Origin of the sequence: Ancylobacter sp. G4_0304 (assembly GCF_047501495.1) — a bacterium.
Classification (GTDB): domain Bacteria; phylum Pseudomonadota; class Alphaproteobacteria; order Rhizobiales; family Xanthobacteraceae; genus Ancylobacter.
In genome coordinates, this window is record NZ_JAZDRM010000023.1 from 33,540 (window position 1) to 48,801 (window position 15,262).

Sequence of the window (15,262 nt, forward strand, 5' to 3'; positions counted from 1 at the left end):
TCGACCGCCTTATGGAGGTAGCGATGACCGACATCACCCGCCGCGGACTTCTCGCCGGTGCCGCCAGCCTGCCCCTCCTCGCCGGCGCGCCGGCTTTGTCGGCACTGGTCGGCGCGCCCGGCGCGGCGCAGGCGCAGACCGGCTCCGGGACGCAGGTTCCGGGCCTCTACCGCTACAAGATCGGCGATATCGAGATCACCGCGATCAATGATGGCGCGCGCAGTTTCCCGCTGGCCGACGGCTTCGTGAAGAATGCCAGCCGCGATGAGGTCAACGGCGCGCTGCAGGCGGCCTTCCTGCCGAAGGACCAGATGACCATCCAGTTCAACCCGATGCTGCTGAACACCGGCGGCAAGCGGGTGCTGATCGACACCGGCAACGGCCCGCAGGCGGCCAATGCGACGGTCGGCAAGCTGATGGCCAATCTCGCCTGGGCCGGGGTGAAGCCGGCGGACATCGACACCGTGGTCATTTCGCATTTCCACGGCGACCACATCAACGGACTGCGCGCCGAGGACGGTTCGCTCGCCTTCCCGAACGCCGAAATCCTCGTGCCCGCGCCGGAATGGGCGTTCTGGATGGACGAGGGCCAGATGAGCCGCGCCCCCGAGGCGATGAAGGGTGCCTTCGCCAATGTGCGCAAGGTGTTCAAGCACACCGACAGCCGGGTGAAACCCTATGAGTGGGACAAGGAGATCGCCCCCGGCATCACCTCGGTGAACGCCGCCGGCCATACGCCCGGCCACACCGCCTATGTCGTCGCCTCTGGCGATGCCAAGCTGTTCGTCCAGTCCGACATCACCAACACCCCCGCGCTGTTCGTGCCGAACCCGGAATGGCAGGTCACCTTCGACATGGACGCCGCCAAGGCGGTCGAGACCCGCCGCAAGGTCTACGACATGCTGGCGGCCGAGCGCATGCAGCTCACCGGCTATCATTTCTTCTTCCCCGCCACAGGCTTCGTCGAGAAGGCCGGGAATGGCTATCGGCTGGTGCCCGCCCCCTGGAACCCCGTCCTCTGAGCGCCGTGGACGACAACAAGACCGGCGCCGGAAACCTGTTTGCCGGCCTCGCCAGCCTTCCGGCGGACGACGAGCATTTCCAGGAGATCCTGGCGCGCCCGAACCTGCGCATCGAGCGCATCGTCTCGCAGGGCCAGTCGAGCCCGCCCGGCTTCTGGTACGAGCAGGCGCAGGCGGAATGGGTGCTGCTGGTCAGCGGCGAGGCGCGGCTGCGCTTTGAGGACGAGGACGCGGCGCGCCGCCTCCGGCCGGGCGATCACCTCCTCATCGCCCCGCGTCGCCGCCACCGGGTCGACGCCACGGCGGCCGGCGTACCCACCGTCTGGCTCGCCGTATGGTTCGACGAGAGCTGAGGGTGGCGATTGGCAGGCTGGCGATTGGCACGGCGATAGCTTGGGGCTATGTGTGCCGCCCACTTCTTTCGCCTTCGAGGATGCCATGACCGATAGCGCTGCCCTGCCCGACCGCCTCTCCAGCGACCCGACGAGCCCCTATTACGACGAGGAGCTTCTCGCGCGCGGCGTCGGCATCCGCTTCAAGGGCGTCGAGAAGACCAATGTCGAGGAATATTGCGTCAGCGAGGGCTGGGTCCGCGTCTCGGTCGGCAAGGCCAAGGACCGCGCCGGTAATCCGATGACGGTCAAGCTCAAGGGCCCGGTCGAGCCCTATCTGCGCGACGCCGAGGGGTGAGCTAACCCTCGGTCTCCGCCTCGATCCAGTCGAGATACGCGCCGTCGCCGCCGGTGACGGGAAGGAACAGGATCGCGGGCACCTCATAAGGATGGCGCGCGCGCACCGCCTGCGCCACCGCCTCGGCGAGGTCCTCGCGGGTCTTGAGCAGCATCACGGTTTCCTGCGCCCGCTCGATTTCGCCCTGCCAGCGATAGATCGACACCATTCCCGGCAGTATATTGACGCAGGCTGCCAGCCCGTCGGCGACGATGGCCCTGCCCGCGGCCTCGGCCTCGACGGGGCTCGGCCACGTCGTATAGATCATTACCGTGCCATCGCCGTTATGTGGCGCCATTCTCGAAACCCCGCGATCGGGCCCGTCCACGATGAACGAAGTCGCCCGTCCCGCCTCGGCTTCCGCGACAGACGCTCCCGAGGCACCAGCATATGGCCGAATCGCCTTTGTCGCGAGCGAGGCGAACGATGCCGTGGAGGCGCGCGCCGAGCTGGTCGCGCGCTATGGAAACGTCGCGCCGGAGGATGCCGACATCGTGGTGGCGCTCGGCGGCGACGGCTTCATGCTGCAGACGCTGCACCGTTTCCGCGACACCGGCATCCCGATCTACGGCATGAATCGCGGCTCGGTCGGCTTCCTGATGAATTCCTATCGTCAGGAGGACCTGCCGGCCCGCATCGCCGCCGCCCAGCGCGTGGTGATCCACCCGCTGATGATGGAGGCCACCGACACCTCCGGGCGCACCCATCGCGCTCCCGCCATCAACGAGGTGTCGCTGATCCGTCAGTCCTACCAGGCCGCCAAGCTGCGCATCGCCATCGACGGCAAGGTGCGCATGGAGGAGCTGATCTGTGACGGCGTCCTTGTGGCGACCCCGGCCGGCTCTACGGCCTACAACCTCTCCGCCCAGGGTCCGATCCTGCCGATCGGCACGCCGTTGCTGGCGGTCACGCCGATCTCGGCCTTCCGCCCGCGGCGCTGGCGCGGTGCGCTGGTGCCGGACCGCGTGCGGGTCGATATCGCGGTGCTGGAATCGGAAAAGCGCCCGGTCAATGCCACGGCGGATCATTTTCAGGTGCTGAACGCCGTCGCCGTCCGCGCGCGGCTCGATCGGAACTCGACGCTCATCATGCTGGTCGACCGCGACCACTCGATCGAGGAACGCATCCTGCGCGAGCAGTTCGACTGAGGCCGCGCGTGTCAGGCCGCGTCGCGGATCGCCTCGGCCTGCCAGCGCTGGAGCACCTCGATCAGCTTGCCGCTGCCCTGCGTCTCGCCGAGCCCGGCATATTGGTCGAGCACGCGCTCGACGATGCGGCGCTTGAGCCCGGAAGCGCCCTCGTCGACATAGCTCTCGGCCTGCATCACCTGCAGCGCGGTGCGGAAGGCGACATAGGCGCCGCGCGGCAGGCCGATCCGGTCGTAGAGCACGCGGAAGGCGGCGCCCGAACGGTCGGCCGCCAGCGCCGCCACACGGTCGGTCGGCAGGCCTGAGAGCACCGACACCGCTTCGAGGAACAACCGCACCTGCCCGGACAGCAGCGCGCGCAGCACCAGCGCCGGGGTGAGCTGGCCGTTCTCGAACATCTCCTCGACCAGACCGCGCACATCGGCGTCCTCGCGCCCGTCGACGCAGGTCAGCGTCGCGCGCTCGCAGGCCTCGCGCGCCACCCGCGCCGCGTCGGCCGTTCCCATCCAGTCGCGTTCCGAGACGAAGGCGGTGAGCGCGCCGGCGACCGCGCGGATCAGCGCGTGATGCGCGGCGGCGGGCAGGCCGGGGCGCGCCAGCAGCGCCTCGCGCATCGCCGGCAGGTGGCAGAAGCGCGCCACGATGCGCGCGAGCGCGAAGCCGGGAATATCGGCATCGGTGTTGGTCACCAGCGTCAGGCAGGCGGCGGCATGGCCCACCTCGGCGATCGCCGCCGCCACCGGCGCGGCCAGCCCCTCGCGGCTGGCGATCGCGGCCTGCCGGGCCGGGGAGCCGGTCTCGACCAGTTCGATCAGTTCGCGCTCATGCAGCACCGGCGAGCGCGCCAGCATCATCAGCCCGGCATCGCCCTCGGTCACTGCAAGCGAGAGCACGATGTCGGCGGGCACCAGCGGGTGGCGGCACAGCGCTTCCGCGAGTGCCAGCGCCATCTGCGGGGCCGGGTCGGCGATCATCAGCGGCAGCGCCTCTTCCAGCTCCGCGCGGTCCCGCGCCCCGAGATCGGCACGCAGATAGGCGCGCGCCAGCGCAGAGGCCGCCTGGGCGCGAACCTCGTCGGGAGCGGTACGGGCCCAGAGCAGAAACTGACGCACGATCATGGCAGCCACCCGTCGGATCATCTTCGGTGGTCGGATGGTGACCCGGCGCGGCTTAAGAAAGCGTTGACCATAACGGTCACGCAGGCACAAACGCCCGTCAGTCGCCGCTGCCCTCGGCGCTCACCCCGAGATCGCCGTCGCCGGAGCCGTCCATACCGCTGCCGGTATCGGCCTGTGGGGTGGCCGGGGCGGTGATCTGCTCGCCGAGTATCACCTCGACCGGGCCGTCCTTGCCCGATTCGACGTCGAACTCCTTTGAGTAGGTCTTGCCCGCATAGCGCGCGATGGCCTGGTAGCGGCCTTCCGCGAGCACGAAGGCCGGCGAGGCGCCGCTGGATTCCTTGATCGCGTCGCCGCCCGGCGACAGCACGGACCATTGCGTGTTCGGCAGCGGCTCGCCGCCCTTGGCCTGCACCAGCCTGAGCGTCACCTCGGCGGCGCGGTGATGCAACGTCGCGTCGGTGACCTTGCCGGCCGCGACCGCGATGTCGGCCTGAATCACCGCATTACCGTCGCCATAGGTCGAAACCACGTAATAGTCGCCCGCCGGCAGGATGATGAGGTCGCCAGAGCTGGCGCCGCGAAAGAACGGCCGGCTCGACGCGCGCCCTTGAAGGAAGCTGCCCTCGAAAATGTCGTAGCTGATCTTCTCCAGCGGGATCGGCTTGTCGTTGACGTCGCTTTTCAGCTCCACCGCCCCGGCCGCCATGATGATCTGCTCGCGGCGGGAATCGTCTCCCACCACGATGCGGCGCGCCACACTGGCGAGCCCGTAGGAAACGTGGACCACATAGCCGCCGGGCGACAGGAAGAACACCGGCGCCGGCTCGGCGGCCTCGGCCACCAGCGGATAGGCGCCGGAGGCTTCCGGCCGGTCGGCGAAGATGCGCCAGACCAGCCCGCGCGGCACCAGCGGGTCGGCCGAGCCGAAGCGTGCGCTCATGCCGATCGCGGCCTTGCCGGGGGGCGGCTGCGGCAGGATGGCATGCGGATCGCCGGGATTGGCCCGGCCGCCCGGCGTCAGCGGCGTCGGCGCGCCCACCTTCGGGGCCGCGAGCCCGGCCGGCTGCTGCGTGCCGACGAATGGCATGGCCTGCGCCAGCGAGCCCGAGTTCAGCGGCGCGGCGTTCAGCGGCGCGGCGTCCTGCGCGCGGGCGTGAACGCTCCCGGCCGCCAGCAGCGCCAGGGCGGCGGCCGTGGATCGAATCGCCTTGGGCAAAGAGGAGGTGGCGGGATGGATTCTGTGTCGCATGCCGCGCTTTCGTGCCTCCAAACCGGGGCGAATTCAAGTCAGGACGGGGCGGATGACGAAGGCCGGATGCAGGCCCGCCATGCCTTGGAGCGGGGCCCGCGCCATGCTACCCGAAACCTCCACCACTAAGGATGGAACCATGATCGACGCCCGCACGCTGCTGAAGACGCGCAAGAGCCCGAAAGTCTTTGATCTCACCGATCCCGGCCCCTCGCCTGCCGAGATCGAGGAGATGCTGACCATCGCCTCGCGCGTGCCCGATCACGGCAAGCTGGCGCCCTGGCGTTTCATCCTGTTCGAGGGCGAGGCGCGCGAGCGGGCCGGCGCGGTGATCGCCGGTGTGTTCGCGGCCGACAATCCGGAGGCCGATGCCGACCGCCTCGCCATCGAGCGGGCGCGGATGACGCAGGCGCCGCTGGTGATCGCCGTGGTGTCGAGTGCCGTGCCGCACGCCAAGATCCCGGAGTTCGAGCAGCTGCTATCGGGCGGCGCCGCCTGCACCCTGCTGGTGCTCGCCGCCCATGCGCTCGGCTACGCGGCGGTGTGGCTTACCGGCTGGCAGTCCTATGATCCGCGCGTGCGCGCCGGCCTCGGGCTCAAGGAGGAGGAGCGCATTGTCGGATTCGTCCACATCGGCACCCTCGCCCGGCCGCAGGACGACCGCCCGCGCCCCGCGCTCGACGCCATTGTGACGAGGTTCTGACCCGATGTTCTACGAACCCTCCCGGCGCGATCACGGCCTGCCGCACGATCCGCTGAAAGCCATCGTCGCCCCGCGCCCCATCGGGTGGATTTCCACCCTGTCGCCGGAGGGCACGCCCAATCTCGCACCCTATTCCTTCTTCAACCTCGTGAGCGAGAACCCGTCCATCCTCGCCTTCTCCAGCGACGGCTGGAAGCATTCGGTCAGCAATATCCGCGACAGCGGCGAGTTCGTCTGGAACCTCGCCACCCATGAGCTGATGGAGCAGGTGAACCTCACCTCCAAGCCGATCGGGCCAGAGGAGAGCGAGTTCGACCTCGCCGAGCTGGACACCGCGCCGTGCCGAATGGTGAAGCCGCCGCGCGTCGCCGCCTCGCCCGCCGCGCTGGAATGCGTGCTGATCGAGATCATCGAGATCAAGGACCGCCACGGCCGTTGGTCCGGCAGGCTGCTGACGCTCGGCGAGATCGTCGGCGTGCACCTCGACGAGCGCTATATCGAGGACGGGCTCGTGCGCACGGAACGGCTCCAGCCGCTCGCCCGCGCCGGCTATTTCGACTATGGCTGGACCGACAAGGTGCGCTCGATCCCTCGGCCGAAATAGCGCTTTTTCGCCCCGCCTCAGGGGTTCCGACCCGCATCCGTGCCTTTTGCGCGACAGATGCCGCATCGGCATGCGCGCGCAAGCGCATTTGATCGAACATTTCTCCCGCCGCAAGCTTATATCCGCGCGACGCCTGACGTGCGGCCGGTAAGGTTTTGTTAGGCATAATCGCAATTAACTGCTGGCATCCTGTCCGGTTGAGAGTCGTAGACCATGCGCACCCCTGATCGCCGCTCCTTTCTCACCGGCCTGTCGCTCGCCGGCGTCGCCGTCGTCCTCGGCGGCTGCAGCCGCACCACCTCGGCACGCGCCCCGGTGGAGCCCATCTCCCCCGCCATGAGCTATGCCGGTTCGGGCGGCGGCTATGGCGCGATGCAGGATCGCTACCCGATCGCCGCGATCGACACCTCCCGGCTCAACCCGGTCTATCTGCGCCGGCAGGTGCCCTATTCCGGCAAGGAGCCGCCCGGCACCATCATCGTCGACCCGCAGGCCAAGTTCCTCTACCTCGTGCAGCCCGGCGGCACCGCGATGCGCTACGGCGTCGGCGTCGGCAAGCAGGGCTTCTCCTGGTCGGGCGTCGCCACCATCAATTCCAAGCAGGAATGGCCGGACTGGTATCCGCCCAAGGAGATGATCGAGCGCCGGCCCGACATCAAGCCGCAGCTCACCAAGCTGCAGAGCGGCGACGGCGTCGCCGGCGGCCTGTCCAACCCGCTCGGCGCGCGGGCCATGTATCTGTGGCAGAACGGCAAGGACACGCTGTACCGCATCCACGGCACGCTGGAGCCCTATTCCATCGGCACCAACGTGTCCTCGGGCTGCATCCGCATGATCAACCAGGACGCCATCGACCTCTACAACCGCATCCCGGTCGGCACCAAGGTCGTGGTGCTCGGCAGCGGCGCCTCGGTCTGAGCGCCGAACGCCTGACCGCAGGATAAGCTGGCACCGAACCTTATTAGCGGTTGCGGCGCGGCTGTTGCGGTGCAACCCTCGCCTGGGGCAAGGGAGCATCAGGCATGAGCGGCCGCGTCATCACGATTGCGCAGCAGAAGGGCGGATCGGGCAAAACCACCCTCGCCGCCCATATCGCCGTCGCCGTGGCGCGGGACGGCGCGCGCGTCGCCCTGCTGGACTGCGACCCGCAGGGCAGCCTCGGCGAGTGGTTCGAGACCCGCGAGCAGACGCTGGGCGAGGACGATACCGGCCTCGTCTTCCGCACCGCCAGCGGCTGGGGCGCGCGGCGCGAGGCGCGAAGCCTAGCGCGCGACTATGATTTCGTGGTGATCGACACCCCGCCCAAATCCGACGTCGAATCCCGTCCCGCCATCGAGGTGGCCGATATCGTCACCGTGCCGGTCCAGCCGACCCCCATCGACCTGTGGGCGACCCGCCCGACGCTGGAAATGATCGCCAAGGAGGGCAAGGCCTCGCTCTTGGTGATCAACCGCGCGGTGCAGCGCGTGGCGCTGACGCAGGAAATCACCGAAGCCATTCGCGCGCTCGGCCATCCGGCGGCGGAAGTGCGGCTCGGCAACCGCACCGGCTTTGCCGCCAGCATGGGCGACGGGCTGACCATCATGGAGACCGCCCCCGGCAGCAAGGGCGCTGTGGAGGTCGAGGCGCTCGCGGTGGAACTGCGCCGCCATCTCGGCCTGTGACGCGATACGGCACCGGGATGCCGCGGGGCGAGGGCCAAGGTTGACGTCGCGGCCGTCACGCGGCAATCAGGAGAAGCTGCCGGGCAGCAAGCCATTGTTCATCGTCGCGGATTAGGTTCGCGGCTTCATGGTTCCTCGCGGTCCTACGGGACCGCCTCGATCCCGTGGGTCGCCATCGGTTTCGGCGTTCGCGGGGCTTGTACTGGTCGGATGTTGCTGTTGGTGTATCGAGCGTCGAAAGGAAAACAGGCAGGAGGCCTGCTCGCGCTCGGCAGCGCGGCGGTTCTGCTTGCCTCTTGCCTTCCGGCCGTTGCCCAGGAAAGCGCCGGCGCGGCGACCCAGCAACCCGGCCTGTTCAACTCGCTGGCAAATCTCTTCAATCCGCAGCGCACCGCCGGCGCGGAGCCGCCCACTATCGACGCCCTGCCCTATAGCGTCGCGATCGAAGTGCGTGGCGGAAATCGCGACATCACCAACGCCGTCACCGACGCCTCGAACCTTGAATCGCTGGAGTCGCGCCCGCCCTCCGGCGCCGCCGGGCTGGTGCGCCGGGCGCGGGCGGACGAGGGCAACATCAACGCCGCGCTCTATTCGCTCGGCCATTATGCCGGCACCATCCGCATCACGCTGGCCGGCAATGCGCCGGACGCGCCGAACATCTTCGAGATCGTGGAGGCCGCGCGCAAGCGTGGGCCGGTGCCGGTGCGCATCGATGTCGATCCCGGCCCGGTCTTCACCTTCGGCAAGGTGCAGATCCTCGACGCCGCAACCCATCGCCCGCTGGCCGACGCCCCTTCCCTCGATGTGCTGAACCTTCAGCCCGGCGAGCCGGCGCTGGCGAGCGCGATCGTGCGGGCTGAAGGCGTGCTGGTGGATCATTGGCGCCGCGCCGGTCACCCCTTCGCCCGCGTGGTCGACAAGGACGTCGTGGCCGACCACGCCACGCGCAAGCTGGACGTGGCGATATTGGTCTCGCCCGGCCCGGTCGCCACCTTCGGTCGCTTCACGGTCGAGGGTGCGGATTTCCTCACCCCCGGCTTCATCGAGGAGCGGGTCGAGATCGCGCCCGGCACCCCCTATTCGCCGGACGTGCTCAATCGCCTGCGCCGCCGTCTGCTGAAATACGAGTCCATCGCCAGCGTGCGCCTGATCGAGGCCGATCATCTCGCCCCGGACGGCAGCCTGCCGATCACCATCGAGGTCACCGCGCGCAAGCCGCGCTATGTCGGCTTCAGCGCGACCTATTCCAGCACGGACGGCTCGGCCATCAACGGCTATTGGGGCCATCGTAATCTGTTCGGCGGCGGCGAGACGCTGCGGCTGGATTCGCAGGTGTCGTGGTTCGGCCAGAAGCCCGAGGCGGTGCCGGATGCCGATCCGTTCGGTTATCGGCTGGCGGCCTCCTTCATGAAGCCCGGCATCTACACCCCGCAGGACGACCTGATCGCGCAGGCCGCGATCTTCCGCGAGGTGACTAACGCCTATGTGAACGAGGCCATCACGCTGCTGGCCGGCGTGCGGCATCGCTTCAATGATCAGCTCTCCATGCAGGTCAGCATCGACCTCGAAGAGTCGCGGGTCGAGGACACCACCGGCACCCATGACTATTTCATCGCCGGCGTGCCGATCGACGTGAATTATGACAACACCGACAGCGACCTCGATCCCTCGCGCGGCTGGCGGCTTTCCGGCACGGTGGAGCCCTTCGCCTATCTCGGCGATTCCGGGGGCGGGCCGGCGCTGCTGAAGGGCTCGGCCTCGACCTATTACGCGCTGGACGAGCGCAAGCGCTACATCCTCGCCGCCCGCGTCGCCGCCGGCAGCGTGCTCGGCGCCAGCCTCGACGACATCCCGCCGCAGCGGCGCTTCTATGTCGGCGGCGGCGGTTCGCTGCGCGGCTATGACTACCAGTCCGCCTCGCCTCGCAACGCCGACGGCGTGATCATCGGTGGCCGCAGCTTCTTCGAGGCCTCGGTGGAGGCGCGCATCCGGCTCACCGACACGATCGGCGTGGTGCCGTTCATGGACATGGGCTCGGCCTTCACCTCCGAGCTGCCGGACTTCGACGAGATGAAATATTCTGCCGGCATCGGCCTGCGTTACTACACCGCCATCGGCCCGCTGCGCCTCGACGTCGCCTTCCCGCTCAACCCGAGCCCGGAAGACGGCACCTACGGCATCTATGTCAGTCTGGGGCAGTCGTTCTGATGGGCAGGCGCATCCTCAAATCATTCGCCTATCTGGTCGCCGGCCTCGTCGTGCTGGTGGCGCTGCTGTTCGGCGCGATCCAGACCGGGCCCGGCAAGTCGGTGCTGGCCCGCCTCGCCTCCTCGCTGGCCTCGACGCCGGACCTGCGGATCGAGATTTCCGACATCAGCGGCTTCATCCCCTCGCAAATGGGCATCGGCACGGTGACGCTCGCGGACCGCGAGGGCGAGTTCGCGCGCATCGACGACATCCGCCTCGACTGGCGCCCGCTGGCGCTGTTCAGCGGCCGGGTCGACGTGACCGCGCTCGACATCGCCAAGGTCGCGGTCGCGCGGCGGCCGCTGCCCGCGCAAACCCCGCCCGAGCCCGCGACCGGCAATTCGACCTTTGCTCTGCCGGTCCACGTCGCCCGTTTCGCGGTGGGCGAGATCGCGCTGGCCGAGCCGGTGGTCGGGCATGAGGCGACGCTCTCGCTCCAGGCGTCCGCCGACCTCGCCGCGCTCGGTCGCGCGCTCGCGCTTGAATTCGCGGTCGAGCGCCACGACGCGCCGGGCAAGATCGCCGGCACCGCGCGCTATGCCCCCGAGAGCGGGCAGCTCGACCTCGACATCGCAGCGCAGGAACCGGCGGGTGGCCTGATCGCGCGCGCCGCCGGCATGGACGGGCTGCCGGAACTCGATGCCACGCTGAAGGGCGCCGGCACGCTGGACGCCTGGGACGGGCGGCTGAACCTCTCGGCCGGGGACGTGGCGCAGGTCGGCGGCGTTGCCGGCATCCGCGCCGTGCCGCAGGGCCATCGCCTCACCTTCGCGCTCGATGCCGACATGGCGAAGCTGCTGCCGGCAAACCTCGCCCCGCTGTTCGAGGGACGCACCGAACTTGCCGGCGCGGCGCTGGTCGATCCCGCCCGCCTCGTCACCATCGAGACCGCGACCGCGCGTGCCGCCGGCTTCGGCGCCTCCGTCACCGGCACGTTCGACGCGGCGGCCAACGCCCCCGACCTCGCCTTCCATGTGACGCTGGGAGAGGCCGCCCGGTTCGCCGCCCTGGCGCCGGGAGTGAGTTGGCAGTCGGTGGCGCTGGACGGCACGTTGAAGGGCACGCTCCAGGCGCCGTCGGCGGTGGCCAATGTGGCCGTCGGCGGCCTCACCGGCGCCGGCTACGGCGCGCAGAACCTGTCGCTGGTCGCCGGCACCGTGCCCGATGCGAGTGGCAACCTCGCCATCTCGGTCAATGGCGAAACCTCCGGCCTTTCCGCCACCGACCCACAGGTCGCGAGCGCGCTCGGCACCACCGGCCGGTTTTCCGCGACGGCTCATCGCCCGGCCGGCGGCGAGCCGGTTCTCACCGCCCTCGCCATCGAACTGACCGCCCTTACCGCCCGCTTTGCCGGCACGGCGGATGCCCGCGACATTGACGGCACGCTGCATCTGGAGCGGCTGAACCTCGCCGCACTCTCCCCGCTTGCCGGCCGCACACTGGCGGGCGAGGCGCGGGCCGACATCACCGTTGACGCCAGTGCCGATCTCACCCGGGTTAGCCTTGAGGTGAAGGGCGGCACCAGTGGCGTCTCCACCGGCATCGCCGCCGTGGACGAACTGTTCGGCCGCACCACGACGCTGGAAGGCGCGCTCGCCCGTGGCGGCGGCAATGCGATTTCCATCAACGATCTCAAGCTGATCGCCGACGGTCTTGAAGTCGACGTCAATGGCCGCATCGCCGAGACTCTGGCCAACCTCCAGGCGACCGTGGCCCTTGCCGACCTCGCCCGCCTCGACCCGCGCCTCACAGGTGCGATGAACGCGCAGGCGGCCTTCACCGGCGATCTCGCCAATCTCGGAGCGACGGCACGGATCGAGATTCCACGCGGCACCGCGATGAAGCAGCCGATCGAGGACCTCTCGCTCGACATCACCGCGACCGACCTGACCGGCAATGTCGGCGGCACCTTCCGGCTCACCGGCGACGTCGCCGGGCGCCCCGCGAGCGGCAGCGGTTCGCTCGTGAGCCAGCCCGGCACGCGCCGGCTTCAGGGCCTCGATCTCGCCATTGGCTCCGTGAACGCCAAGGGCGACCTGAATTTCGCCGAGGCGAGCGGCCTGCTCGACGGCCGCCTCACCGTCGCCGCCGGCAATCTCGCCGATCTCTCCGCCATTGCCCTCACCCAGCTCGCCGGCCGGCTCAATGCGGACGTGACGCTGAGCACGGAGAATGGCCGCCAGCGCGTCGCCGTGAAGGCCGATGGCGCGGACATCGCTGCCGCCGGCCAGAGCGTCGGCAGCGCCCGGATCGACGCCACCGTCGTCGATCCGACCGGCATTCCCCTGCTCGACGGCACCATCGACCTGAGCGGCGTCGATGCCTCCGGTGTTCGGATCGCCAGCGCCTCGATCAAGGCCAATGGTGGCACCGACGGCACCGATCTCACCGTGGACGCGCTGGCGGAGGGCACCACGCTACGCGCCGCCGGCCGCCTCACCCCACGTGAGGGCGGCGCGGTGCTGCGGCTCGATCGGCTCACCGCCGAGCGTCCGGGCCTGCGCGCCGCGGCCAACGCGCCGGCGACCTTCACGCTTGTCGACGGCACCGTGACCATCGACCGGTTTGCGCTCGCGACCGGCGGTGGCAGCGCCACGGTTTCCGGCTCGGCGGGCCAGCGGCTCGACCTGACGGTCGATCTGCGCACGCTCCCGCTGTCGCTCGCCGACCTCGCCTCGCCCGGCCTCGGTCTTTCCGGCACGCTGGCCGGCAATGCCCGCATTACCGGCACCCCCGCCGCGCCCGCCGGGAACTACGAGCTGCGCGTCACTCGGCTGTCCTCGCCCGCCCTTGCCCAGCAGGGGGCCGGCCCGTTCGACATCACCGCCCAGGGCACGCTGGCCGATGGGCGCGCTGGGGTGCGCGCCACCATTTCCGGCCAGAACCTTCAAGCGCTGACCATCACCGGCTCGGTACCGGTCGCGGCCGGCGAGCTAGATCTTGCCATTCGTGGCGCTATCAACCTCGCCATCGCCAACACCGCGCTCGCGACCTCGGGCGCGCGGGTGGCCGGCATCGCCAATATCGACGCCACGCTACGCGGCACCTTCGCGGCGCCGCGCGCCGGCGGCACGGTGCGCGTGAGCGGCGGACGCTTCGACGACAGTGTGAACGGGGTGGCGCTCGACCAGATCGCCGCCGTTCTGACCGGCACCGAGCGCTCGGTGACCCTCACCTCGTTCTCGGCGCGCACCTCCAATGGCGGCAGCCTGAACGGGCGCGGCAATGTCGGGCTGGACACCGTCGCCGGCTTCCCCGGCCGTATCGAGGTCGACCTCACCAATGCCGGGCTGATCAACAGTGACCTGATGCGGCTCGTCGCCGAGGGGCGGGTCGCGGTCGAGGGCGCCTTCCTCCGTGATCCGCGAGTCACCGGCAAGCTGGTTGTGCGGGCGCTGGACGTGAACATTCCCGACCGCTTCCCCGGCGGCGTGCAAAATTTGAACGTACGCCACGTCAATGCCGGCCCGCGCACCACGCGCCGCTCCGCCGCCAACCGCCCGTCCACGAGCCGCCGCGCCCCGGCCAGCGGCGGTATGCCGCTCGACCTCACCGTCTCGGCCCCGAACAATGTGTTCGTGCGCGGCCTCGGCATCAATGCCGAACTCGGCGGCGATATCCGCGTCACCGGCACCTCGTCCGCGCCGGTGACCAATGGCGCGTTCGAGATGCGGCGCGGCAATTTCGACATTCTCGGCCGCCGCCTCACCTTCACTCGCGGGCGCGTTGCCTTCGCCGGCACCACCGATCCCGAGCTGGACTTCGTGGCCGAGACCACAAGCGCCGACGTGACCGCGAGGATCCTGGTCACCGGTCCGGCCTCCCAGCCCGAGATCAGCTTTACCTCCACACCCACGCTGCCGCAGGACGAAGTGCTGGCGCGGCTGATGTTCGGGCGCTCCGCGGGCTCGCTTACCGCCGGTCAGGCGGTGCAGGTGGCGCAGACCATCGCCCAGTTCTCGGGCGGCGCCGGCATGCTCGACAGCGTGCGCCGCTCTCTCGGGGTCGATGCGCTCGATGTCGGCACGGATTCCGCCGGCACCGGCGGCCAGGTGGGCCTCGGCAAGCGTCTGAACGACAACATCTATCTCGGTGTGCGCCAGGGCACCAAGCCGAACTCCAGCCGGGTGACGGTGGATGTCGATGTGACCAACCGCATCCGCCTGCAAGGCGCGACCGGCGCCGACGGCTCCGCGGAAGTCGGCATCGGCGCCCAGTGGGATTATTGAGCGCCCAGCTCAAATACTCGACCATGGGCGCGGGGCGATAATCGGGGTTAGCCGTTCGTCCGACCCGCCGGGGTGGAGTGATCGTGCGTCTGAGGCGGCGTTCGCGTGGCCAATTACCATCGCCGCACCCATTAGCCGCCTTCTTTCACCCTCCGAAGCGGCAACACAGCTCCCCCTTGAGTTCCTCTCCACGATGACCGCATTCCTCAAGCGGAGGGCTGCCCGGTGCAACATAGAATACAACTAAAGGTAACGGCTTCCGCGAAGCCTGACGCGCCTGCGCACCAGACAAGATATCTCATTATCTAACGGAAATATCACTACATACCGTCATTTCCACCTGGATCATCCGCGACACACATACCAGCTTCCCTCGTTGCAAGAATTGAGATATTGCAACTATGGGGGGTATTGGGTGATGCAAGTCGAGGATCAGAATACGGCGGCGGTGCCTTCGTGCTCCTCCTGCAAGGAGGTGCTCAGGTCCGAGGTGTTCTTTTGCCCGTTTTGCGGTGCCTTGGCCGTTCCATACAGAGCTTCAGCAAT

13 protein-coding genes are annotated in these 15,262 nt (G+C 69.0%); 10 read left to right on the forward strand and 3 right to left on the reverse strand.

Annotated features, from left to right (window positions below; genetic code table 11):
- Positions 1-23 precede the first annotated feature (23 nt).
- The 3 genes from VRZ77_RS14150 (at position 24) to VRZ77_RS14160 (ending at position 1,712) form a co-directional block, all read left to right on the forward strand.
- Positions 24-1,022 carry an MBL fold metallo-hydrolase gene (locus tag VRZ77_RS14150; RefSeq protein WP_414593283.1) on the forward strand — a complete coding sequence of 333 codons (999 nt, stop codon included), beginning with the start codon at positions 24-26 and terminating at the stop codon, positions 1,020-1,022.
- Positions 1,023-1,027: 5 nt separating this feature from the next.
- The gene (locus VRZ77_RS14155) at positions 1,028-1,375 is read left to right on the forward strand and encodes a cupin domain-containing protein (protein WP_414593284.1); all 348 of its coding nucleotides are present in this window, start codon (positions 1,028-1,030) and stop codon (positions 1,373-1,375) included.
- Between the two features lie 85 nt (positions 1,376-1,460).
- The gene (locus tag VRZ77_RS14160) at positions 1,461-1,712 is read left to right on the forward strand and encodes a DUF3297 family protein (protein WP_414593285.1); all 252 of its coding nucleotides are present in this window, start codon (positions 1,461-1,463) and stop codon (positions 1,710-1,712) included.
- A 1-nt stretch (position 1,713) separates the two neighbouring features.
- Here VRZ77_RS14160 and cutA read toward each other — a convergent pair whose 3' ends face one another.
- Positions 1,714-2,019 (reverse strand): divalent-cation tolerance protein CutA, encoded by a 306-nt coding sequence (gene cutA / locus VRZ77_RS14165; protein WP_414593286.1) that lies wholly within the window; start codon positions 2,017-2,019, stop codon positions 1,714-1,716.
- Positions 2,020-2,080: 61 nt separating this feature from the next.
- Between cutA and VRZ77_RS14170 the strand changes: the two genes are divergently transcribed.
- On the forward strand, positions 2,081-2,899 hold the full coding sequence (locus VRZ77_RS14170) for an NAD kinase (protein WP_414593287.1): 819 nt from the start codon (positions 2,081-2,083) through the stop codon (positions 2,897-2,899).
- 11 nt (positions 2,900-2,910) lie between these two features.
- Here the strand turns inward: VRZ77_RS14170 and VRZ77_RS14175 are convergent, their stop codons facing one another.
- Positions 2,911-4,017, reverse strand: coding sequence for a DUF2336 domain-containing protein (locus VRZ77_RS14175; RefSeq protein WP_414593288.1), 1,107 nt, complete (start codon positions 4,015-4,017; stop codon positions 2,911-2,913).
- Positions 4,018-4,114: 97 nt separating this feature from the next.
- Positions 4,115-5,269: a hypothetical protein gene (locus tag VRZ77_RS14180; protein WP_414593289.1), complete on the reverse strand. Its 1,155-nt coding sequence runs from the start codon at positions 5,267-5,269 to the stop codon at positions 4,115-4,117.
- Between the two features lie 139 nt (positions 5,270-5,408).
- Between VRZ77_RS14180 and VRZ77_RS14185 the strand changes: the two genes are divergently transcribed.
- The 6 genes from VRZ77_RS14185 to VRZ77_RS14210 all read left to right on the forward strand — a co-directional run bounded on the left by VRZ77_RS14185 (position 5,409) and on the right by VRZ77_RS14210 (position 14,716).
- Positions 5,409-5,972 (forward strand): nitroreductase, encoded by a 564-nt coding sequence (locus VRZ77_RS14185; protein WP_414593290.1) that lies wholly within the window; start codon positions 5,409-5,411, stop codon positions 5,970-5,972.
- A 4-nt stretch (positions 5,973-5,976) separates the two neighbouring features.
- A complete protein-coding gene (locus VRZ77_RS14190) occupies positions 5,977-6,576 on the forward strand; it encodes a flavin reductase family protein (RefSeq protein ID WP_414593291.1) in 600 nt (199 codons plus the stop codon).
- A 213-nt stretch (positions 6,577-6,789) separates the two neighbouring features.
- On the forward strand, positions 6,790-7,494 hold the full coding sequence (locus tag VRZ77_RS14195) for a L,D-transpeptidase (protein ID WP_414593292.1): 705 nt from the start codon (positions 6,790-6,792) through the stop codon (positions 7,492-7,494).
- 104 nt (positions 7,495-7,598) lie between these two features.
- Entirely contained in the window at positions 7,599-8,240 is a 642-nt protein-coding gene (gene parA / locus VRZ77_RS14200; protein ID WP_414593293.1) for a ParA family partition ATPase, read from the forward strand.
- Between the two features lie 222 nt (positions 8,241-8,462).
- Positions 8,463-10,448: an autotransporter assembly complex protein TamA gene (locus VRZ77_RS14205; protein WP_414593328.1), complete on the forward strand. Its 1,986-nt coding sequence runs from the start codon at positions 8,463-8,465 to the stop codon at positions 10,446-10,448.
- Positions 10,448-14,716, forward strand: coding sequence for a translocation/assembly module TamB domain-containing protein (locus tag VRZ77_RS14210; RefSeq protein ID WP_414593294.1), 4,269 nt, complete (start codon positions 10,448-10,450; stop codon positions 14,714-14,716). Before VRZ77_RS14205 ends, VRZ77_RS14210 begins: the two co-directional genes overlap by 1 nt.
- Positions 14,717-15,262: the final 546 nt, after the last annotated feature.

What these genes read in the sequence shown, in the direction of transcription:
- VRZ77_RS14195 (WP_414593292.1), top strand. Translation starts at nt 6,790, where the DNA reads ATGCGCACCCCTGATCGCCGCTCCTTTCTCACCGGCCTGTCGCTCGCC.
- VRZ77_RS14160 (WP_414593285.1), top strand. Translation starts at nt 1,461, where the DNA reads ATGACCGATAGCGCTGCCCTGCCCGACCGCCTCTCCAGCGACCCGACG.
- cutA (WP_414593286.1), bottom strand. Translation starts at nt 2,019, where the DNA reads ATGATCTATACGACGTGGCCGAGCCCCGTCGAGGCCGAGGCCGCGGGC.
- VRZ77_RS14150 (WP_414593283.1), top strand. Translation starts at nt 24, where the DNA reads ATGACCGACATCACCCGCCGCGGACTTCTCGCCGGTGCCGCCAGCCTG.
- VRZ77_RS14170 (WP_414593287.1), top strand. Translation starts at nt 2,081, where the DNA reads ATGAACGAAGTCGCCCGTCCCGCCTCGGCTTCCGCGACAGACGCTCCC.
- VRZ77_RS14175 (WP_414593288.1), bottom strand. Translation starts at nt 4,017, where the DNA reads ATGATCGTGCGTCAGTTTCTGCTCTGGGCCCGTACCGCTCCCGACGAG.
- parA (WP_414593293.1), top strand. Translation starts at nt 7,599, where the DNA reads ATGAGCGGCCGCGTCATCACGATTGCGCAGCAGAAGGGCGGATCGGGC.
- VRZ77_RS14190 (WP_414593291.1), top strand. Translation starts at nt 5,977, where the DNA reads ATGTTCTACGAACCCTCCCGGCGCGATCACGGCCTGCCGCACGATCCG.
- VRZ77_RS14180 (WP_414593289.1), bottom strand. Translation starts at nt 5,269, where the DNA reads ATGCGACACAGAATCCATCCCGCCACCTCCTCTTTGCCCAAGGCGATT.
- VRZ77_RS14185 (WP_414593290.1), top strand. Translation starts at nt 5,409, where the DNA reads ATGATCGACGCCCGCACGCTGCTGAAGACGCGCAAGAGCCCGAAAGTC.
- VRZ77_RS14210 (WP_414593294.1), top strand. Translation starts at nt 10,448, where the DNA reads ATGGGCAGGCGCATCCTCAAATCATTCGCCTATCTGGTCGCCGGCCTC.